Below are 21,363 nucleotides of genomic sequence, written 5' to 3' on the forward strand. Positions count from 1 at the left end.
GGCGCGTTTTTCCGGCGGATGTTGCAGTATCCAATTGACGTGAAGGCATACAAGTGAAATTCAAAAAATACGAAGGCGCGCAGCATATCGGCGAGGCGATCTCCATGATTTCCCACAACGACCTGGACGTGGCGTTGATCAAGCAGGTCATGCCCGCCGAGGATTGCGCTTTGATCGAACATCATTTTTTCAATTCCAGCGACCGGCGCAAGCGGCCGGACAGCGTTCCCGGTTATATCCTGGGGGCGACGCACTACGGCAAGTCTCCCGACGACTATTTCCGGCAATGCGGCAGTTCGAGGGGCGCGGTGGCGCAGTTCTTCGAGGACGCGCCCGATCCCATGCGCATGGTGCACGAGGCCATCGCACAGGCGGCGCGGCGCCCGGTGCGCCCCTCGCGCTTCGGCGACCAGCAAGCCTTGCATGCGCGGATAGTCGAGTGGCTGCCCAAAACGTCGATGCCGGACGACTTCCTCTTGCTTCCGCATGAAGACTACTCGCAAGTGAACTGCGACAGGAACGAACACTGGGAGCTGCGCCATGCCCGCAACATCACGGCGATCAATTTCTACGCCAGCTCCTCGGCCGGCGCCGGCTGCCTGCGCATCTACGACTACGTTCCCGATGCCGCCACCCGGGACGAGCTGAATCTGCAGGGCAGCGGCTATCCCTATCCGCTCGATTTATTGCAAGGCAAATCCTATGTGGAGCTGGCGGTGGAGACCGGCGACCTGGCCGTGATCAACGGGCGCTACGTGCACGCGGTCACGCCGAGCCCGTCGCGCCGGGTGGTGGTGAATTGCTTTCTGACCTTGACGCCGGAAGGCGAGTACGTGTACTGGACCTAGCCAGCATTGGAGAGACCGTGTCGCATCATTTGATTGATATTCCTGTTTTCCGTTTTCCGGGCTTCCGCACGCTTCGCCTGCTCACCGCCATGATTCTTTGCTGCGCCACGGCCGCCCACGCGGCGGATACGTTCACATTTTCAAACCCGCCAGGCCCATATGCGGTCGGCCTGCGCGTGCACCAGCAGTACGATCGCGCGCGCGTCTACAAGACCCGGGTCTCGGTCATCACGGGCCAGCCGGCCGCCGGGGAAAGGGCGAGGCCCTTGCAGATACTGGTCTGGTATCCGGCGCAAAAAAGCGGCGAGGCCGTCACCTTCCGCGACTACCTGTCGCTGGCGGCCAGCGAGGCGGACTTCACGCGCACGCCGGAACAGGTGCGGCGTATCACCGACGAGTTCATCGCGGACCGGATCGAGCAGATGCCGCAGGCGGCGCGGGTGGTGGCCCAGCCGATGTGGGCGGTGAGGGACGCGCCGGCGCGGCAAGGCCGCTACCCGGTGGTGATCTATGCGCCCGGCGCCAGCGCGCCGGCGGCCGAGAACCCCGACCTGTGCGAATACCTGGCCAGCCAGGGCTATCTCGTCATCGCCAGTCCCTCGCAGGGCGCCCGTACCCGGGCGATGACGATCGATCTGGACGGCCTGGAGACACAGGCGGCGGACATCGGCTACCTGATCTCCTACGCCGCCTCGCTGGCGCAAGCCGACATGGATAAAATAGCCGTGGCTGGATTCAGCTGGGGCGGATTGGCGAACGTGTTCGCGGCCACCAGGGACGACCGGATCAAGGCCTTGATCAGCCTGGATGGCTCGGTGCGGTATTTTCCCGAGCTGGTCGACGGCGGCAAGGACGCCGCCCGCCACGTGAACGCCGCGCAGCTGCCGGTGCCGATGCTGTACGTGTCGCGCCGTCCATCCTCCGTCGAGGAGCTGAACCGGAAGGGCAACGGCACCAGCTTCAGCCTGTTGAACAGGATGACGTACGCCGATGTGCTGGTGGTGACCATGCAGCCGATGGCGCATACCGATTTCGCCGCCGATGGCTTGAGGTTGGCGCCCGATAGCGATTTCGACGAGTACACCAGGGCGGAGGTCGCCACCGCCTACGGCTGGATGGCACAGTACGTTCATCGCTTTCTCGACGCCTACCTGAAGGATGATACGGCGGCACGCGACTTTGTCGCCAACAAGCCGGTGCGCAACGGGGTTCCCGCGCATATGGTCGCGGTGGACATGCGGCGCGGCAGCGGCGTGCCGCCGACGCGCGAAGCCTTCGCCAGGTCGCTGGCCGCGCGCGGTTTCGACCAGGCCGCCGCCATCTACGAGGAAATGAAGGCGAACGGGGCCAACTTCGCCTTCGATTCGAACGACATCAACAGCTGGGGGTATGAACTTCTGCGCAGCGGCATGGTGAGCGAAGCGATCGGCATCTTCAGTTTCGGGACGCGGATACTCCCCACGGACGCCAACTTGTTCGACAGCTTAGGCGAGGCGCTGGCAAAGGGCGGCCGGCGCGAAGAGGCGATTCAAAGCTACCGCCGCGCGCTGGCGCTCCATCCCGGGAGCGCCAATGCCGTCGCGCGCCTGAAATCGCTCGACGCAACGGTCAACGAGCCTGCCGCGGCTCCCCCGCCGGCGTCTTCGAAATAGGCCTGGGGGAGCCGACGCCCGACTCAGCGCGCTCCAAGCCGCTTGAAGAACGATACCGATGGCGCGAAGAAGTAGGCGCCGCCGCGCATGGTAACGAAGCCCGAAAAATCAAACGACTCGCTGAGCGATACGCCATAGACCTTCGGATAGCGTTGCGGTCCCGCGCCTGGCGGCTGGCCGAGGATGGGGTCGATACCGGCGCCCGGATTGCGAAAATCCTTGTTGTCGACCCAGAAGCGCTGGGTGAATTCGAACTGGTTTTCCAGGTCGCGCTGGTAAGCCATGAACAGCAGGCCGACACCGCCGGTGGGCTTGTTGGCGAGGATGCCGTCATTCGGATCGTCGGTCCGGTCGCCATACGGGATGCCGCGCCTGGCCATCAGGTGATCCTTGGAGTCGCCGGTATCCGTGCGCGGATTGGTTTTGCGGACGTGGCCCGCGAACGGACATTTGAGGCCGGCGGCGTCATCGCTGAAGTTGAAATTGTTCGGCACGCCCGCCGGCCCAGGTTTGGCGACGGGAATCTCGGTGGCGCTTGCCGATACCGGCGTGCCGTTCTCGAAGCGGCCGACGACCGACGCGCCGGCCCGCTCGCCGGCGCCCGGCAGGATTTCCGCCAGCTCGATCTCGCGCCGCTTGAAGCCCTGTACATTTTGCTCCAGCTTGCGGAAGACAAAGTAGCTGCCGCAGCTGACGTCGAGCTGGCCCCCGGGGCATTTGACCAGCAACTGGCTGAGCGGTATCGCCGGGTCCCACTGGTCGATGCCGCCGTTGCGCGCTTCGAGATCCACATCCTCTTGCAGGGCCAACGGCTGGCTGCGGCCATCGACATAGCCGAAATGCTCGATGCCGTTTTTGTCGCGGTTGCAGAGCGACTTGCCCAATTCGACGGTCAGCAGCCGCACGGCGCCGCCGCTGGCCGCGAAGCGCTGCGTGAACTCGGCTTGCAGCGCCGACTGATCCTGCGCCGACGAGGCGCCGATGATCAGCAGCGCGTGGATGTCGCCGGACAGGCCGGGATCCCATTGCGCCTGCGGCGGGTCGTTGAGCTGCCGGTTCTGCATGCCGTCGGCGAATGCCTGGCCCGGCGGCATGACGTCTTCGATGCCGAGCGCCCGGTAGCCGTCCGCAGTGAGCAGCAGGGTCATGAAGGGCGAGGCGGACTTGCCGGTGGCCTTGAAGACCTGGGCGCCGGTCAACTGGTCGAGCGCCGTCGTGACGTCGGCCCCGAGCTCGCTGATGAAGCGGCGCGCGGCCGGGTGCTGCGCTTTGTCGAAGGCGAGGAAGAAGTTGATGGTGTGCCCCCGCCCATGTCCTTTCAGGATATTGCCCTGCAAATCATTGAGCATGGCCAATTCAGCGGCGGCGTCGGGCGTGTGGGCGGCGAGCGATTTTGTCCATGCAAGTGTCTGGTCCAGATTCAACGTCATGATGTTTCCCCTAGAGTGATTGGTGTAACAGCCTGGTTGGTATCGATCGAGCGTCGATATTATTTTTGCAACGAAAATCAGTCTAGGATAAATATCGGGCGGGAAAGTCGCCAATTGTCACCGGGCACGGGCCGTCACTCTCAGGGGCCAGCGGCTTGCAACCGCTAAGCTGACGTAAAAATGCGAATGTGACAATGTGTGTAAATTTTGGTAATTTTTCGGTGTGAATTAGTAATTCCTTTTGCAAACTTTCGGTTTGCGGGAAGCGCTTCCCCGGCCGCCGGGTCACGCGCTCATTTCGGAATACCAGCGCACGTTCACCCTGTATGAGGCGCCCCCCGATCGCAACTATTTCAAGGCGTTGGCGGCACGCGGGCAGTGAGGCGCGCGCCGCGCGAGCGGTGCCGGCGAGTCCGGGCGTATGCGGCTACAATTGAACTCCAAGTCTTTACCGAAGGAGTGGAAGAACAATGGACGCCCCCAAGATCGATATCGGCCTGTCCGATGAAAGCCGCGCCAACATCGCCGCCGGCCTGTCCGGCCTGCTCGCCGATAGCTACACCCTGTATTTGATGACCCACAATTTTCACTGGAACGTCAAGGGTCCGATGTTCAACAGCCTGCACCTGATGTTCATGACCCAGTACACCGAGCAATGGACCGCGCTGGACCTGATCGCCGAACGCATCCGCGCGCTGGGCTACCCGGCGCCGGGCACCTATGCCGAGTTCGTGAAGCTGGCGACCATCAAGGAAGTCGAAGGCGTGCCGAAGGCGCTGGACATGGTGCGCCATCTGGTCAGCGCGCAGGAAGCGACCGCCCGTACCGCGCGCAAATTGCTGCCGCTGGTGGATGACGCCGACGACCAGCCGACCGCCGACCTGCTGGCCCAGCGCCTCGACGTGCACGAGAAAACCGCGTGGATGCTGCGCAGCCTGCTGGAGGAATAAGGCGTTTATTGTTGTCCCGTGACGGCCCGGGGAATCGCCATTCGGCTCCCTGGACCTGCATGCTATGATTGCCGCCTCATACATCATCAGGGCTCGTTCATGGCATCGCAAAAAGCAGTCAAGGTCTTTATCGTTGTCGCCGCCGTCGCTGTCGCGCTGTCTGTCGCGGGCTATGTGGTGGTGTTCCTTAAAACCTTGGCCAGCCACTGATATAACGCTGCAACGAAAAAGGCCGAATTCCGTCCACAACAGAACCCAGCCGGTGGCAAGGCCAGCCGCCTACATGAACTTGTCGTTGCTGGCGTCGCGGCGTTTGGTGGCAAAGCCCAGCAGGCCGAGGCCGACCAGCAGCATGCCGTAGGTGGCAGGTTCCGGTACCGGCGTGACCGCCACGTTCAGGCCGTAGGTTCCGCCGAAGTTGCCGTCCGCATCGCCCGAGACGGTCAGCGTGTAGCTGCCCGCCGTCAGCGTGGTATGCGACACGCTCAGGCCACCCGCATAGCTGCCCTGGCTGACGTTATTGAGGTCCCAGATCGCGTAGGTCAGGCTGGAGATGTGCCCGGAGAAGCCGACGCCATCGGTCGCATCCGGCACCGGCAGGATATTGGCGGCCACGCCCAGCGATCCGTCGGGAACGGTGAACGTAATCGTATCAATAAAGCTGCCGAACGCGTGGGTGACCACCGCGTAGTAGCTATTGGGGGCCGCAGGGACTGCGCCTATATCCCAGGTTTGATCATCTGCCAGCGCGCCGCCAGCGGCGCATAGCATGAGGGTTGTTGCGGCAAGTCGTTTAAGCATTTCAATTACCTCCGGTATGATTTTTAATGCCTTGCTATTCGCTATGATGGCCGCAAGGCGATGGTCCACAGGTCTCTTCGGCCCACCGGCATTACCCTGGTGCCGGTCAAACGAGCTGAGCCGAAGACAAGCCAGAATAGCATTGTAATAATCCTAATTTAGTTGTCTTAATTATATTGTGCTCGACTCAGCGGCATTAAATTTTTCTATCCATATAGTGGAAACCGATAGACGTAAAAAAAGCCCGCTGCTGCGGGCCTGGGGGCGGGGCAAAAATGCTTACTCGGCGTCAACCAGCTTGAAGCCGCTCCACGCCAGGGTGTTGACTTCCATCACCAGCACGGATGGATCCGGCTGCACGGCGGAGACCAGGCGGTGGATGGCGTCGCGCACTTCGTTGATCGGCTCCTTGCCGCTGTAGCAGTATTCGCCAAGCGGCAGGTAATAGCCCTTGTCGTCATCGGCCTTGATGGCGCCGGCGACATTGTATTTCGCCAACTCCACGTTCAAGCGATCGTAGGTGTCGCTTTTGGCTTCGGTGTAGGAAACGCGGATGATGTAATTAACCATGACAAACCCTCAAAATTAGACAGCGCATCATGGCATAAAAAAACGCGCCGTAGCGCGTTTTTTCATAGGGCAATGCCAAAAGCAAAGCCCCGAACAGGCGGCAAACCAGTCGGGGCTTCAAGTCAGTTGGCGGAGAAAGCACGTTTGACTGGTTGCCATGATAATGCTGGTTTCTTAAAATTGCCTTAGTGACTAACTTTCAAGTTGATGCTTTGGTCCGGCCGCCGGATGGTGTAGCATGCTGGACGGCGTTCGGGCAGGGCCCCGCCGGTATTTCAAGGATAGATATGCAAATCAAAATTAACGACGTGTTGCGCGCCTACATCGAACCGCTGACCGAGAGCGAGTATCAGGCATTGGAGCGCAGCATCCTGGTGGAAGGCTGCCGCGACGCCCTGGTGTTGTGGGAAGACGTGCTGGTGGATGGCCATAACCGCTATCAAATCTGCCAGCAGCACGGCATTCCGTTCAAGGTCACGGAAAACACCAGTTTCCGCAGCCTTGACGACGTCAAGCTGTGGATGATCGATAACAACCTGGGCCGCCGCAGCATTTCGGACTTCCAGCGCGGCGTGCTGGCGCTGCGCAAGAAGGAAATCATGGCTGCCCGCGCCGTCGAGCTGGCCACGCAGGCCGCCGCCGAGGATGCCGCCATCGCGCCGCCGGAAGGCGAGCAAGCCAAGTCCAAGCCGGCCGCCATGCCGCTGGCCTCGCGCGAGGACATCGCCCGCGCCGCGCGCCTGAGCAGCGCGACCATCGGCCAGATCGAGAAGATCCAGAAGACCGCGACGCCGGAACTGGTGGAGGCGGTGCGCGCCGGGACGATTTCGATCAACGCCGCGGCCACGGTGGCGTCGCTGCCGGAAGCTGACCAGGTGGCGGCGGTCGCCGGCGGCAAGAAGGAACTGCAGAAGGCCGCCAAGGAAGTGCGCGAACTGCGCGCCGCCGCGCGTCCGGCCAAGGAGCCGAAGGAGGGCGAATACGGCCGTCCGCTGACCGAGGTGGAGGAGCTGCGTTCCGAAAACGCCGCGCTCAAGGAAAAGAACGCCGCGCTGCGGGCGGAAATCACCGCGCTGCAACTGCGCATTTCGGAACTGGTCGACGCCAGCTGATTCAACCTTCCACCCGGAGCCTCGCCCATGCAGCGTATGCACACCCCGTTTGCCTTGATGTGTTTTGTTTCAATGAGTGCGGCGGCGGTGGCTGCGCCTGCCGTGGCCGACAAGGCTGCGGCGGAGCCTGCGCGCCTGAAGGCGGCCGCGCAGCGCGTCACCATCCTGCGCGATAAATGGGGCATTCCCCACGTCTACGGCAAGACCGACGCCGACGCGGTGTTCGGCCTGATGTACGCGCAGGCCGAGGATGACTTCCAGCGGGTCGAACTCAATTACATCAACGCGATGGGCCGCCTGGCCGAAGTGCAGGGCGAGGCCGAGCTGTATCGCGACCTGCGCATGAAGCTGTTCATCAATCCCGATGAGCTGAAGCGCCAGTACGCCGCCAGCCCGGCGTGGCTGAAGAAGCTGATGGTGTCGTTTGCCGACGGCTTGAACTACTACCTGGCCACGCACCCGGACGTGAAGCCGGCGCTGATCACGCATTTCGAACCGTGGATGGCGCTCAGCTTCAGCGAGGGCAGCATCGGCGGCGATATCGAAACGGTGGACATCAAGCAGCTGGAAGAGCTGTACGCCAAGGGCGCCAGGCTGCCGCTGATGCCGCCGGTATTGATGTCGTCCGGCGACGGCGTCGATCCGGACAAGGAGCCGGGCGGCTCCAACGGCTTCGCCATCGCGCCGTCGCTGACCAGGAATGGGCGCGCGCTGCTGCTGATTAATCCGCATACCTCGTTCTACTTCCGTCCCGAAGTGCAGGTCCACAGCGAAGAAGGCCTGAACGCCTATGGCGCCGTGACCTGGGGCCAGTTCTTCGTCTACCAGGGCTTCAACGACCGCCTAGGCTGGATGCACACCTCCGGCGGCGGCGACGTCATCGACGAGTACCTGGAAACCATCAGCGAAAAGGACGGCCAGTTCTTCTACAAGTACGGCAACGAGGTGCGCCCGCTGAAGGCGGTCGACATCGAGCTGCCGTATAAAACCGCGAGCGGCATGTCCGGCAAGACGGTCAAGGTCTATTACAGCCACCACGGCCCGATCGTGCGCGCCAAGGACGGCAAGTGGATCGCCGTGCGCCTGATGAACGAGCCATTGAAGGCGTTGACGCAATCGTACATCCGCACCAAGGCCCGCAACTACAAGGCCTTCTACCAGGCGATGCAGTTGCGCACCAACTCGTCCAACAACACCGTGTATGCGGATGCCGACGGCAATATCGCTTACTTCCATGGGAACTTCATTCCGAAGCGCGATCCGAAATTCGATTGGAAGCATCCGGTCGACGGCAGCGATCCGGCCACCGAGTGGCAGGGCCTGCACGAGGTCAAGGACACCATCACGCTGTTCAACCCGAAGAACGGCTGGATCCAGAACACCAACAACTGGCCCTACACGGCGGCCGGTCCGTATAGCCCGAAGGCCAAGGACTATCCGGCCTATATGTCGATGAATCCGGAAAACCCGCGCGGCATCCACGCGGTGCGCGTGCTGGAAAACAAAACAGGCTTCACGATCGACAGCATGATCGCGGCGGCCTACGACACGCAGCTGCCGGCCTTCGAGTCGCTGCTGCCGCAGCTGTTCGCGGCCTGGGACGAGCTGCCGGCCGGCGACGACCTCAAGGCGCGCCTGGCGCCGCAGATCGCCGCGCTGCGCGGCTGGGACATGCGCTATTCGCTGACGTCGACGCCGACCTCGCTGGCGATCTTCTGGGCGCAGGACCTGAGCGCCGCCTACACGCCGGCGGCCAAGGCGCGCGAAGTGCCGGTGCTCGACTACATCCAGGCCGCGATCACGCCGCAGCAGCGCTTGGAAGCGCTGGAGCGCGCCTCGGCCAAGCTGGTCGCCGATTTCGGCAACTGGCAAACGCCCTGGGGCGAGATCAACCGCTTCCAGCGCCTGACCGGCGACGTGGTGCAGCCTTTCGACGACAGCAAGCCGAGTTTGCCGGTGGCGTTCGCGTCGGCCAACTGGGGATCGCTGGCGGCCTACGGCATGACGTCCAAGACCAAGACCAAACGGATCTACGGCGAGCGCGGCAACAGCTTCGTGGCGGCGGTGGAGTTCGGGCCGCGCATCAAGGCGCGCAGCATCCTGGCGGGAGGGCAGAGCGGCAATCCGGCCTCGCCGCATTTCTACGACCAGGCCGAGATGTACGCGCGCGGCGAATTCAAGGATGTGCTGTTCTACAAGGCCGACGTCGAGAAGCATCTGGAGCGGCGCTACCACCCGGGGGAATAAACCGTATTAACCCAGACTGGCGTACTTCGGAGCCCCTGCATGCGCAAATTCATCATCTTCTCGTTAGTGTTGGTTCTATTGTTCGGCAATCTTCCGGCGCAAGCTGAGACTTGGCAACCATCGCCGGGACAGGTGCAGGTTCCGATCTGGCCAGGCGCGGCACCCGATGCGATAGCCGCCCCGAAGGCGGAGTCCGTCGGCCCCGAGGATGGACACGGCGGCTGGATCCGGGCCAGTGATGTCAGCCAGCCGACCATGACGGTGTATGCACCCAAGGGCCGGAACACCGGGGCGGCGGTGGTGGTATTTCCCGGTGGCGGTTTCAAGGTCCTGGCCATGGATTTGGAGGGCACGGAAATCTGCGACTGGCTGACGGCACGCGGCATCACCTGCGTGCTGCTCAAGTACCGTGTTCCCAGTGGTAACCATCATTGGGATGAAAAATGCCAATGCCACATCACGCCGAAGGTTCCGCGCGCGCTGCAGGACGCGCAAAGGACCATCAAGCTGGTCCGGTCCAGGGCCAAGGAATTGAACCTCGATCCCAATAAAATCGGGGTGATCGGCTTCTCGGCGGGCGGCTATCTGGTTGCGCAGACCAGCAATATGTTCACGCTGACCTACAAGCCGGTCGACGCGGTTGACAAGCTCAGCAGCCGCCCCGATTTTGCCGTTGCGCTGTATCCGGGCCACCTGTGCCGCGCTGGTGGCAAACTCGATCCCGGCATTCGCGTCACCGGGAAAACGCCGCCGACATTTCTGCTGCAAGCTTGGGACGACCCCGTCGATCCGATCTGCAACAGTACACTCTATGCGGGGGCGCTTGATCGCGCAGGCGTGCCGGCGGAGGTCCATCTGTTTGCCAAGGGCGGACACGCTTTCGGCCTCAGGGATAAGGAACATCCGGTGTCGTCGTGGCCATCGCTCGTTGAAAGCTGGCTCAAGGAAATCGGGATCCTGTAAGCCTGGATCCAATGATTACTTCGTTTCCTCCTCGGCCGGGGTTTCCTCGGCCTTGCTCCAGGCGAGGTTCTCGACCTTGTTGTTGCGGACGTTGCCGTCTTTGTGGCGCACCTTGGGCAGGCCGCGTGGATTGGGCAGGTGGGCTTCGGCCACCAGGTCGTGGATGAAGAATTCGCCCAGGCGGTCGCCGCCGAGCAGCTTGACCTTCAAGCCCTCCGCCGAGGCCTTGGGCCGCAGGGCCTTGACCTTTTGCCCGGCGGCGGCCAGCACGCGGCCGTCCTTCGACACCTTGTAGAAATTGCTGCCCGGGATAGGCTTGGCGCTGGCCACGACGACCGAGTAGGCAAAGCCGAGCGCCAGGATGCCGATGATGATGAGGATATATTCCATGCTGTCTCGTGCCGGATACTGAATGGCGCGATCTTAGCATCTAAATAGCGTCAAGCGAGCTGCGAATATCGGCCCTTAAATCCTCTATATCTTCAATTCCGACCGACAGCCGTATCAGGCCGTCGCCAATTCCCAACGCCGCGCGCTGCGCCGGTGGGATGGTGGCGTGGGTCATCAGCGCCGGATGTTCGATCAGGCTTTCGACCCCGCCCAGGCTTTCGGCCAGGGCGAACACTTCGCAGCGTTCCAGGAAGCGGCGCGCGCCGGGCAGGTCGGTGTTCAGGTCGATCGAGATGATGCCGCCGTAACCTTCCATCTGCCGCTTGGCCAGCGCGTGCTGCGGGTGCGAGGCCAGGCCAGGGTAGTAAACCTTGCGGATTTCCGGCTGCGATTCCATCCAGCCCGCCAGTTCCAGCGCGCTTTGACAGTGGCGCTCCATGCGGATCGCCAGCGTCTTGACGCCGCGCAGCGCGAGGAAGCTGTCGAACGGGCCGGCGATGGCGCCGACGGAGTTCTGCAGGAACGCCAGCTGCTCGCGCCAGGCCTGCTGGTGCGGCTCGCCGCCGACCACCGCGATGCCGCCGATGATGTCGGAGTGGCCGTTCAGATACTTGGTGGTCGAGTGCACCACGATGTCGAAGCCGTGTTCCAGTGGGCGTTGCACCAGCGGGCTGGCGAAGGTGTTGTCGGCCACGGCGATGATGCCGCGCTCGCGGCAGATCCGGGCGATGGCCTGCAGGTCGGCCAGCTTGAGCATGGGATTGGTCGGCGTTTCGACCCACACCATCCTGGTTTCGGGCTTGATCGCGGCCAGCAGGTTTTCCGGTTTGGTCAGGTCGACGTAGGTGAAGTCGTGGCCGGCGCTGCGGCGGCGCACGCGCTCGAACAAACGGTAGGTGCCGCCATACATGTCGTCGCCGGCGACTATGTGCGAGCCGGCGTCGGCCAGTTCCAGTACCGTTGAAATCGCGGCCAGGCCGGAGGCGAAGGCGAACCCTTGGGCGCCGCTTTCCAGGTCGGCCACGCAGCGTTCCAGCGCCCAGCGGGTCGGGTTGTGCGAGCGGCCGTAGTCCAGCCCCTTGTGCACGCCGGGGCTTTCCTGGACAAAGGTGGAGGTGGCGTAGATCGGCGGCATGATGGCGCCGGTCGATGGGTCGGGCGACTGGCCGGCGTGGATGACGCGGGTGGCGAGCGCGGCTTTTTTCGCGGCTGCTTGGTTCAAGATAGCGTCCTTCGCAGATGGTTGAGCAGGTCGTAGCGGGTAATCAGTCCGTAGAAGGTGTCGCCTTCGGCCACCACGGCGGTCAGGCCGCGCTCCAGCGTGGCGCGCAGCGCGTGCAGGTCGGCCGACGGCGGCAGGATCTCCAGCCGCCGCGTCATGGTCGCGCCGACCGGGCTGTTGAAGCGCTCGGGCTGGTTCTCGACCGTCATCAGCAGGTCGGATTCGTCGATGATGCCGACCAGGCGGCCGCTTGAGAGCACTGGCAGCTGAGCCACGTCGGCGGCGCGCATGCGGTTGAAGGCGATCATCAGCGTGTCGTCCGGCATGACGCTGATGACTTCGCCGGCGTCGAAACGGCGGCCGATCAGGTCGCGCAGGTCGTGGTGCGGCTTGCGCGGCAGCAGGCCCTGGTCGCGCATCCAGCCGTCGTTGTAGACCTTGGACAGGTAGCGCGTGCCGGTGTCGCAGACGAAGCTGACCACGCGCTTGGGCGTGGTCTGTTCGCGGCAGTACTGCAGCGCCGCCGCCAGCAGCGTGCCGGTGGACGAGCCGCCCGGTATGCCTTCCTCGCGCAGCAGCTGGCGCGCGGTGTCGAAGCTTTGCTGGTCGGCGATGGTGTAGGCCTTGGTCACCGCGCTCATGTCGGCGATGGCGGGGATGAAGTCTTCGCCTATGCCTTCCACCGCCCAGGAGCCGCTGGTTTCCGAGACGTGGCCGGTGGCGACGTACTCGGCCAGGATCGAGCCCTTGGGATCGGCCAGGATGAATTCGACGTGCGGGGCGACGTTGCGGAAGTAGCGCGTCAGCCCGGTCAGCGTGCCGGACGAGCCGACGCCGACCACGATGGCGTCGACCTGGTGCGCCATCTGCTCCCAGATCTCGGGGCCGGTGGTGGTTTCATGCGCCAGCGGATTGGCGGGGTTGTTGAACTGGTCGGCGAACCAGGCGCCCGGCGTCTCGGCGGCCAGCCGCGCGGCGTAGTCCTGGTAGTACTCGGGATGGCCCTTGCCGACGTCGGAGCGGGTGGTGCGGACCTCGGCGCCAAGCGCCTTCAGGTGCAGCACTTTTTCGGTCGACATCTTGTCCGGCACGACCAGCAGCACGCGGTAGCCTTTCAGCCGTCCGACCAGCGCCAGGCCCAGGCCCGTGTTGCCGGCCGTGGCTTCGATGATGGTGCCGCCGGGCTTGAGCCGGCCGTCGCTCTCGGCCGCCGCGATCATCGCCAGGCCGATGCGGTCCTTGATCGAGCCGCCGGGGTTTTGCGATTCCAGTTTGAGGAACAGCCGGCAAGGACCGGTGTCGAGACGGGTAATCTCGACCAGCGGCGTCTTGCCGATCAGGGTGAACAACGCGGGTGTGCGCATAACGGTCTCCTTGCTGCATTAAAAGCAAGTATGCGCTTTTTCGGCCGATGCTGCTCCGACGATTACAGGCTGTTCTCCACCGATGCGCCGCCCTTGGTCTTGGCGTGCGCCAATGCTTCGGCGCGGACTTCGGCGCGGGTCTTGCCCTGTGGCGCGGCGTCGAGCAGGGCGCCGGGATACTGTTCGCCGGAGACGACTTCGCCCCGTTGCTGGGCCAGGCGCAACTCGGCCTTGACCTGGTCGCGGGTCTTGGTCGAGACGAAGCCGGTATAGCCGGAATAGGTCTCGGTCGACGTTTCCTGGGCCGAGACGGCGCTCGAAACGGCGGTGGAGGCGAACAGGGCGGCGGCGAGGACGATGGTGATGGTTTTCATGGTGTTGCTCCTTAAAGTGGTCAGTCGATGGTGTGATATTAAAGCGGATCCGATTAAGTAGCAAACAAATGTTTTCTATTGCGGCAATAGGCAGGCGCAATCGGAGAGTGCGACGGTTTATAATTCCGCACTTTAGAAGGCACTTTTTTGAAGGCTGCAGTGGCAAAACTCTATTTCCGATACTCTGCGATGAACGCAGGCAAATCCACGGCGATGCTGCAGGTGGCGCACAACTACGAAGAGCAGGGCCAGCGCGTGCGGCTGTTCACGGCCGCGATCGACAACCGCTACGGCGTCGGCAAGGTGACGTCGCGCCTGGGACCGCAGCGCGAGACCGAGGTGTTCGACGCCGACACCAACTTCCTGGACAAGATCGACCAGAAGATCGCCTGCCTGCTGATCGACGAGGCGCAGTTCCTGACCACGGCGCAAGTGCAGCAGCTGCACCAGCTGGCGCAGGTGAGGGGCGTCCCGGTGATCACCTATGGCCTGCGCACGGACTTCCGCGGCGACCCGTTCCCCGGTTCGGCTTATCTGCTGGCGCTGGCCGACGATATCGAAGAGCTGAAAAACATCTGCAGCTGCGGCAAGAAGGCGACCATGAATATCCGCGTCGACGAAAACGGCAAGCGTCTCAAGGACGGCGAGCAGATCAGCATCGGCGGCAATGAGAACTATCGCCAGGCCTGCGGCCGCTGCTTCTACACCGACTCCCACTAAACAACACAGCGCTGCGCGTCGCGATTGACGCGCAGAACAATCGTGGTATAGTTTTCATACAAATTTGGTAACGTTTCCATTCTATTGTGGAAGCGCTTCCACAGTTTGTACAGCGGTTCTTCATCACTAAAAAAACTGGAGACTACATGAAGACGACACTGCAGCACCGCATCAAATGGATGCTGGCCCTTGCCGGGCTGGCGGCAGCCGGCGCGGGCTACGCGCAAACCGCCTTGCCGGGCAAACTGGAGGCGGAAAGCTACACCAGCATGGTCGGCGTGGCGCTCGAAGCGACCACCGACACCGGCGGCGGCAACGACGTCGGCTGGATCGATGCCAACGACACGATGACGTATTCGGTCAATCCGTCCAGCGCCGGCTGGTACACCGTGCAATACCGCGTGGCCTCGGCCAGCGGCGGCGGCCAGGTGGTGCTGGCGCAGAACGGCAAGACCATCGGCGAGACCACCGCGCTGCCGAACACCGGCGGCTGGCAGGCCTGGACCACGGTCAATTCGCACGTCTACCTGGCGGCGGGGCTGCAGAACCTGACCGTGCAGGCCAAGGCCGGCGGCTTCAACCTGAACTGGATCAACTTCACGCCCGAGACCACCGGCGTCAGCCTGCCGGCGATACGCCAGAACGGCAAGTACTGGGTGGACGCCAGCGGCAACCGCGTCAACCTGCGCGGCGTCAACCTGGGCAACTGGCTGGCGCTGGAGATGTGGATGATGAACTCCAACCTGTCCAACAACGGCGCCGGCATCGGCGCCCAGTGCCAGCTGGAGACGGCGCTGAGCGGCCGCTTCGGCGCGGCCGAGAAGGAGCGCCTGATGTCGGTGTTCCGCGACAGCTGGATCACCAGCCGCGACTTCGACCTGATGAAGGGCATGGGCATGAACGTGGTGCGCGTGCCTTTCCTGTACAGCCTGATCGAGAACGAGGCCACGCCGTACACGCTGCGCGCCGACGCCTGGAAATACCTGGACTTCGCGATCAACGAGGCCGAGAAGCGCGGCATGTACGTGATCCTCGACCTGCACGGCGCGGTCGGCGGCCAGGCGGCCGCCAGCGAGCAGCACGACGGCTGCGTCGGCGCGGCGCAGATGTGGACCAACACCACCTACCGCGACCGCACCAAGTGGCTGTGGGACATGATCGCCAGCCGCTACAAGAACCGCACCTCGGTGGCGGCCTATGACCTGCTCAACGAGCCGTGGGGCACCGACGCCAACACGCTGGCCACCTTCGCCTACGAGCTGTTCAACGTGGTGCGCGCCAAGGATCCGAGCCACGTGATCCTGCTGCCCGGCCACAACAGCGGCATCGACGCCTACGGCAACCCGAACACGCGCGGCCTGACCAACGTGGCGTTCTGGATGCACTTCTATCCGGGGCTGTGGGGATGGAACGAAGTGCAGGGCGCGCAGGCGCAGGCCAATATGCACGCGACCTGGCTGCACTGCAACGCCAGCGGCACCGGCGAGAGCTGCGACTGGAACAACAAGCTGACCGCGCTGAACACGCCGTTCCTGATCGGCGAATTCCAGCCGTGGACGCTGACCGGCAGCTACGGCGGCCAGGTCACGCGCAAGACCTACGACATCTACAATATGTACGGCTGGGCCGCGACCAACTGGGCCTACAAGACCGTCAGCTACGGTGGCTCCAACGGCGACACCAATTCGTGGGGCTGGGGCATGGTCACCAACAGCAATAACGGCGGCGGCTTCGGCGCGCTGGATGTCGGCAGCGCCACCAACGCCGCCATCGAGAACTACTTCCGCGGCTTCGGCACGCAGCCGCTGGTGCGCAACGAGAGCATCGCCTACTGGATGAACTGGAAGGCGGAGGCCGGGCAGCGCATCGAGGCCGAGATGTTCAGCAACCACAGCGGCATGCGCATGGAAACCACCACCGACGCCGGCGGCGGCTTCAACGTCGGCAATGTCGACACCAACGATTGGATGAGCTATCCGATCAACGTGCCGAAGACGGGCTGGTACAACCTGCAGTTCCGCGTCGCCAGCCCGAATAACGGCGGCCAGCTGGTGCTGAGCAAGAACGCCACCGACCTGGCCGCGCTGGCGGTGCCCAACACTGGCGGCTGGCAGAACTGGACCACCATCACCGGCACCGTCTACCTGACGGCGGGGCAGCAGGACCTGGCGATCTTCGCCCGGGCCGGCGGCTGGAACATCAACTGGTGGACGGTGACGGCGCAGTAGGGTACGCTTGTATGCATGGCATTTTCGATTACCGACCTTCCCGCGCTGGATAACCGGCGCGTCCAGACCAGCACGGAGGACGTGCTGGTCGATCGCGTGGTGGCGGGGGAAATACTGGTGATCTCGTTCGGCTTCGTTTCATGGGAAGCGCGGCCGAACTTCGATTTCTACGGGCGCCTGAAAAAGCTGGAACAGACCAGCGGCCTCCACATCAACAAGGTGCTGGTGCGCGACTCCGGCAACGCCTGGTATCACCGCAAGATCGCCGGCCTCGGCGGGCATCCCGACGAAACGGTGGCGACGCTGCGCGCGCTGATCGCGGAGATCGCGCCGAGCAAGGTCATCACCATCGGCCAGTCGATGGGCGCATATGCCGCCGTCATGTACGGGCTGCTGCTCGGGGCGGACAGCGTGATCGCCTTCGGGCCGTTGTCCTTCCTCGACGTGCGGCAGGCCTTGCTGTATCACGAGCGCCGCTGGCTGGCCGTGATGCGCGACCTGGCGCAGAATCCGCCGGCCTCCGGTTACTACGACCTGGCCGGGCTGCCGCGCGGGCGGACCGCGCTGCACATCCTCTTCGGCACCAAGCCGGATCAGCCCAACGCCACCGAGTCGGTCAACCTGGACGCGATGCACGCGCACCGGCTGGCCGCGCTGGGCAATTGCACGCTCTATCCTTATCCGTATTCGGGCCACCCGGTGGTCCAGCACCTGATCGACACCAAGCGCATCAACGCGCTGCTGGCGCGGCTGATCGCCGGCATCGCGATGGAGGAGGAGGGGATGGAGGTGACGCCCGACTGGCTGGGCTGGGTGGCGGAAAACCTCAAGCTGGGCGGCGACCCGCAGGAGTTGATTGCGATTCTCCAGCAGCATGGATTTTCCTACGCAAGCAGCGCCGCCGCGGTGGCCCGGGGGGGCGCTCAACCTTAAACCGTCTGGGTCGCGCCGGGCGCCGGCTCGATCTTGCGCATCACCGGCGTCTTGAACTCGAAGCGCTTGATCTCGCCGACCATCAGCAGGTAGCACAGCACGGTCACCAGCGCGTTGGCGCCGACGAACACCAGCGCGCCGGCGAACGAGCCGGTCTGCTGCAGGATGTAGCCGATCACGATCGGGGTGGTGATGCCGGCCGTGTTGCCGAAGGTGTTGAACAGCGCGCCGCTCATGCCGCCGGCTTCCTTCGGCGAGGTGTCGGCCACCACCGCCCAGCCCAGCGCGCCGATGCCCTTGCCGAAGAAGGCCAGCGACATCACCAGGATCACGATCCAGTCGGCCTCGACGTAATTGCAGATGATCATCGACATCGACAGCATCATGCCGCACACGATGGGGGTCTTGCGCGCCACCGACAGCGACTTGCCCGACTTGATCAGGCGGTCCGAGATCACGCCGCCCAGCACGCCGCCGAGGAAGCCCGCCACGGCCGGCAGCGCGGCGATGAAGCCGGCCTTCAGGATGGTCATGTGGCGTTCGGTCACCAGGTAGACCGGGAACCAGGTCAGGAAGAAATAGGTCAGCGTGTTGATGCAGTACTGGCCGATGTAGACACCCAGCAGCATGCGGTTGCCCAGCAACTGGCGGATGCAGGACCAGGTGTCGAGCTTGCTGGTCGCGGCGGCTTTGTCCTTGCTTTCCAGGTCGACCAGCGCGCCGCCGGCGGCGATGTATTCCAGTTCGGCGGCGTTGATGCGCGCATGGTCCTTGGGGCCGTAGACCATCTTCAGCCAGATGAAGGCCATCACGATGCCGAGGCCGCCCATGACGAAGAACACGCTTTCCCAGCCGAAGCTGTGCACCAGCCAGCCCATCAGCGGCGCGAACAGCACGGTGGCGAAGTATTGCGCCGAGTTGAAGATGGCGGCGGCCGTGCCGCGTTCGGCGGTCGGGAACCACGACGAGGCGATGCGGCTGTTGCCGGGGAAGGAGGGCGCCTCGGCGGCGCCGATCAGCAGGCGCAGCGTGAACAGCGCGGTGACGGCGGCGGCACCGGTGAAGAAGCCGACGGTGCCCATCAGCATGGTGAACAGCGACCACAGGAAGATGCTGAAGAAATACGTGATCTTGGAGCCGAAGCGGTCCAGCAGCCAGCCGCCCGGCAGTTGCGCCAGCACGTAGGACCAGGCGAAGGCGGAAAACACGAAGCCCATTTGGACCGGGGACAGGCCCAGCAGCTTTTTCAGCTCGGGGCCGGCGATCGCGATGGTGGCGCGGTCGGCGTAGTTGATGGTGGTGACGGCGAACAGGATCGCCAGGATCATCCAGCGGACTTTGGTGGGGGCAGCTTGTTGCGTAGTCATACGGTCTCCTTGCTTTGATGCGACGATCATAGCTCAGATATCAGACATCATACAACTAAATAACTCAGTGACTTGAGTATGTAAACGTTTAACTGTTTGATTTTTATACAGATGTGCTCAAGGGTATGCGCATCACGGTTGTATGATGACAATGGTAAAATATTGCCTGGAGAGAATTCGATATATTTTTCGCAAATTGAACTGGTATGCTGTGAAAGTAACCAGATTTTTTGTGAGGAACGATGCGACTTTTAATGCTAGCTGCATGGGCATTGCTGAATTTGTCGTTGGGACATGCGGCACAGTTGGAGATTGACCAGGCGGTCGATTCGCGGGGAACCCGCTACGCGAGCATATCTCCCGATGGCAAGCACATTGTCAGCATCATTTTCAATGGCACCAACTACGGATTGGTCTTGTACGATACCGACACATTGACGCCGCGCCTGCTGAAGGCCGGCGCACGTGCGATGGAAGGTTTTTACAGCTACACCAAAGCGCCGCGCGAAGTAACATGGGCGGGCAACGATTTGCTGGCTGTGAATTATGGGCTGGTAGCCGAAACCATCGATCTCAATGGCAAGAAAGGACGCGACTTGGGGGAGGAGGTCATTGGCCATGCTGAACCCGGCATGCCGCTATCCCCCAATCTTTTGGTGTACACCGATGTCGAGGACGGCGACATCGCGCTGATCAATGCCCGTACGGGCGCCAAGACCAAATTCGACCTTCCCCGGGGTAAGGCCATACGGCGTGCCTTTGACCGGCGTGGCCAACTGCGCGCGGTGACCATGGTCAATTCGGCGTTCTGGAAAGATGTGTCCATTATTTCGAATTGGTACAAAAAATCGGCGGACGCCGAATGGGAAAAGCTGGTCGAGTTCAAGATCACCGACGAATACTGGACGCCGATGTATGTGCCGGACGAAGTCGATCAATTGGTTGTCGTTAGCCGCCTTGAACGCGATACCTACGCCATATTTAACTACGACACCAAACAAAAAACAATGACGGACATGCTGGCTGGCCACCCCACACAGGACATCCTGCGCGTGGACGGCTTGGAGCAAAGCGCGTTCGATCGCGTCACCACCGGTGGCATGGTGCCACAAGAAATTTGGTTCGATGCCCAATGGGGAAGTGTGCAACAGTCCGTGGACAAGGCTTTGCCCAACAGTATCAACCGCATCAGCGGTGATCCGAAAGGCAAAGTGCTGGTCTATACGCGTAGCGACAGTGAGCCTGGCAGCTGGTATTTGGTGGATATGGTCGACGGTTCAATGCGACTTGTCGCTCGCAGCAAGCCCTCGGTGGCCGCCGCCGAACTGCGGCCGATGAAGTCATACACCTACACCGCGCCGGACGGTTTCAAAGTGCCCGCATTTCTGACTCGGCCCGCTGAGGCAGCCGGACCTACGCCGTTGGTGGTACTGATTCATGGTGGGCCCCAGGCACGTGACTATTGGGGCTGGAATGAAGAAGTGCAAATTCTCTCCGCCCACGGTTATGCGGTGTTTCAGCCGCAGTTTCGTGGTTCGACGGGTTTTGGCCGCCGTTTCGAAGAGGCTGGATTTGGCCAGTGGGGCCGGGCCATGCAGGATGACATCACCGCCGGCGTCCAGCAACTGATCGCGCAAGGGATCGCCGATCCCGCACGTATCTGCATTGTCGGCTCCAGTTTCGGCGGCTACGCGGCTTTGTGGGGCTTGGTCAAGACCCCGGAGTTGTACCAGTGCGCCGTCAGCTTCGCAGGCGTGTCCGATATCGAATACATGTTCCATGATGGTTCAGACAGAGTCAAAAGCAAGGAGACGAGAGAGTGGATGTTGAGCCGTATCGGCGACGTTCGCTCAGAACCCGGCAGATTTGACGACGTGTCTCCGCTGAAACACGCAGACAAAATTCGTGCGCCTGTTCTCTTGATTCATGGGGAACTGGATCGGCGCGTCCCGATCTCACACGCCGAAAAGATGAAGGCGTCTCTAGGGAAGCTGGGCAAGAAAGTAGAGTGGTTGACGTTTGAAGACGAAGGGCACGGTATCTTCTACATCCGTAATGAACTTATCTACTACAGTAAGTTGCTGGCGTTCCTTGACCGCTATATCGGCCCAGGCGATGCGGGCAAAACGAGCCAAAGCGACAAGCATTAAAGTTCAACCCCGCTGACTAGTTGAAGGTTAGCCGTCAGCGAC

Annotated in this window: 18 protein-coding genes; 10 read left to right on the forward strand and 8 right to left on the reverse strand. The window is 62.6% G+C overall.

The window, feature by feature from the left end:
* Positions 1–53 precede the first annotated feature (53 nt).
* Both ACEN9F_RS00045 and ACEN9F_RS00050 read left to right on the forward strand, forming a co-directional pair.
* Positions 54–848: a hypothetical protein gene (locus ACEN9F_RS00045; RefSeq protein WP_413416562.1), complete on the forward strand. Its 795-nt coding sequence runs from the start codon at positions 54–56 to the stop codon at positions 846–848.
* 266 nt (positions 849–1,114) lie between these two features.
* On the forward strand, positions 1,115–2,500 hold the full coding sequence (locus ACEN9F_RS00050) for a dienelactone hydrolase family protein (protein WP_413416564.1): 1,386 nt from the start codon (positions 1,115–1,117) through the stop codon (positions 2,498–2,500).
* A 23-nt stretch (positions 2,501–2,523) separates the two neighbouring features.
* Here the strand turns inward: ACEN9F_RS00050 and ACEN9F_RS00055 are convergent, their stop codons facing one another.
* Positions 2,524–3,930, reverse strand: a complete 1,407-nt coding sequence (locus ACEN9F_RS00055; protein ID WP_413416566.1) for a Dyp-type peroxidase — start codon at positions 3,928–3,930, stop codon at positions 2,524–2,526.
* A 470-nt stretch (positions 3,931–4,400) separates the two neighbouring features.
* Here ACEN9F_RS00055 and ACEN9F_RS00060 point away from each other — a divergent pair, with 470 nt between their 5' ends.
* Positions 4,401–4,880, forward strand: coding sequence for a Dps family protein (locus ACEN9F_RS00060; protein ID WP_413416568.1), 480 nt, complete (start codon positions 4,401–4,403; stop codon positions 4,878–4,880).
* Between the two features lie 279 nt (positions 4,881–5,159).
* Here the strand turns inward: ACEN9F_RS00060 and ACEN9F_RS00065 are convergent, their stop codons facing one another.
* Positions 5,160–5,651 (reverse strand): FxDxF family PEP-CTERM protein, encoded by a 492-nt coding sequence (locus ACEN9F_RS00065; protein ID WP_413416570.1) that lies wholly within the window; start codon positions 5,649–5,651, stop codon positions 5,160–5,162.
* A 309-nt stretch (positions 5,652–5,960) separates the two neighbouring features.
* Positions 5,961–6,251 carry a hypothetical protein gene (locus ACEN9F_RS00070; protein ID WP_413416572.1) on the reverse strand — a complete coding sequence of 97 codons (291 nt, stop codon included), beginning with the start codon at positions 6,249–6,251 and terminating at the stop codon, positions 5,961–5,963.
* A 287-nt stretch (positions 6,252–6,538) separates the two neighbouring features.
* On the opposite strand from ACEN9F_RS00070, the gene ACEN9F_RS00075 reads away from it, so the two are divergent.
* From ACEN9F_RS00075 to ACEN9F_RS00085, 3 genes are read left to right on the forward strand one after another with little or no spacing between them, the layout of a single operon-like run.
* Positions 6,539–7,363: a hypothetical protein gene (locus ACEN9F_RS00075; RefSeq protein WP_413416574.1), complete on the forward strand. Its 825-nt coding sequence runs from the start codon at positions 6,539–6,541 to the stop codon at positions 7,361–7,363.
* 27 nt (positions 7,364–7,390) lie between these two features.
* On the forward strand, positions 7,391–9,610 hold the full coding sequence (locus tag ACEN9F_RS00080) for an acylase (RefSeq protein WP_413416576.1): 2,220 nt from the start codon (positions 7,391–7,393) through the stop codon (positions 9,608–9,610).
* A gap of 39 nt (positions 9,611–9,649) precedes the next feature.
* Positions 9,650–10,573 carry an alpha/beta hydrolase gene (locus ACEN9F_RS00085; protein WP_413416578.1) on the forward strand — a complete coding sequence of 308 codons (924 nt, stop codon included), beginning with the start codon at positions 9,650–9,652 and terminating at the stop codon, positions 10,571–10,573.
* Between the two features lie 15 nt (positions 10,574–10,588).
* Here the strand turns inward: ACEN9F_RS00085 and ACEN9F_RS00090 are convergent, their stop codons facing one another.
* From ACEN9F_RS00090 to ACEN9F_RS00105, 4 genes are all read right to left on the reverse strand, one after another.
* Positions 10,589–10,963 (reverse strand): hypothetical protein, encoded by a 375-nt coding sequence (locus tag ACEN9F_RS00090; RefSeq protein ID WP_413416580.1) that lies wholly within the window; start codon positions 10,961–10,963, stop codon positions 10,589–10,591.
* Positions 10,964–11,003: 40 nt separating this feature from the next.
* Positions 11,004–12,185: a trans-sulfuration enzyme family protein gene (locus ACEN9F_RS00095; RefSeq protein ID WP_413416582.1), complete on the reverse strand. Its 1,182-nt coding sequence runs from the start codon at positions 12,183–12,185 to the stop codon at positions 11,004–11,006.
* Entirely contained in the window at positions 12,182–13,549 is a 1,368-nt protein-coding gene (locus tag ACEN9F_RS00100; RefSeq protein WP_413416584.1) for a pyridoxal-phosphate dependent enzyme, read from the reverse strand. The genes ACEN9F_RS00095 and ACEN9F_RS00100 overlap by 4 nt, the downstream gene beginning before the upstream one ends.
* Before the next feature lie 62 nt (positions 13,550–13,611).
* Complete coding sequence (locus ACEN9F_RS00105; RefSeq protein ID WP_413416586.1) at positions 13,612–13,923, reverse strand: DUF4148 domain-containing protein; 312 nt, start codon at positions 13,921–13,923, stop codon at positions 13,612–13,614.
* Between the two features lie 159 nt (positions 13,924–14,082).
* Between ACEN9F_RS00105 and ACEN9F_RS00110 the strand changes: the two genes are divergently transcribed.
* From ACEN9F_RS00110 to ACEN9F_RS00120, 3 genes are all read left to right on the forward strand, one after another.
* The gene (locus tag ACEN9F_RS00110) at positions 14,083–14,643 is read left to right on the forward strand and encodes a thymidine kinase (protein WP_413416588.1); all 561 of its coding nucleotides are present in this window, start codon (positions 14,083–14,085) and stop codon (positions 14,641–14,643) included.
* Positions 14,644–14,789: 146 nt separating this feature from the next.
* The gene (locus ACEN9F_RS00115; protein WP_413416590.1) at positions 14,790–16,871 is read left to right on the forward strand and encodes a carbohydrate-binding protein; all 2,082 of its coding nucleotides are present in this window, start codon (positions 14,790–14,792) and stop codon (positions 16,869–16,871) included.
* Positions 16,872–16,886: 15 nt separating this feature from the next.
* Positions 16,887–17,804 (forward strand): hypothetical protein, encoded by a 918-nt coding sequence (locus tag ACEN9F_RS00120; protein WP_413416592.1) that lies wholly within the window; start codon positions 16,887–16,889, stop codon positions 17,802–17,804.
* Here ACEN9F_RS00120 and ACEN9F_RS00125 read toward each other — a convergent pair.
* Positions 17,801–19,171, reverse strand: coding sequence for an MFS transporter (locus tag ACEN9F_RS00125; protein ID WP_413416594.1), 1,371 nt, complete (start codon positions 19,169–19,171; stop codon positions 17,801–17,803). The two genes, ACEN9F_RS00120 and ACEN9F_RS00125, sit on opposite strands and share 4 nt — an antisense overlap.
* Before the next feature lie 254 nt (positions 19,172–19,425).
* Here ACEN9F_RS00125 and ACEN9F_RS00130 point away from each other — a divergent pair, with 254 nt between their 5' ends.
* Complete coding sequence (locus ACEN9F_RS00130) at positions 19,426–21,321, forward strand: alpha/beta hydrolase family protein (protein WP_413416596.1); 1,896 nt, start codon at positions 19,426–19,428, stop codon at positions 21,319–21,321.
* Positions 21,322–21,363 lie beyond the last annotated feature (42 nt).

Source organism: Duganella sp. CT11-25, from assembly GCF_047302815.1.
Lineage (GTDB): Bacteria > Pseudomonadota > Gammaproteobacteria > Burkholderiales > Burkholderiaceae_D > Rugamonas.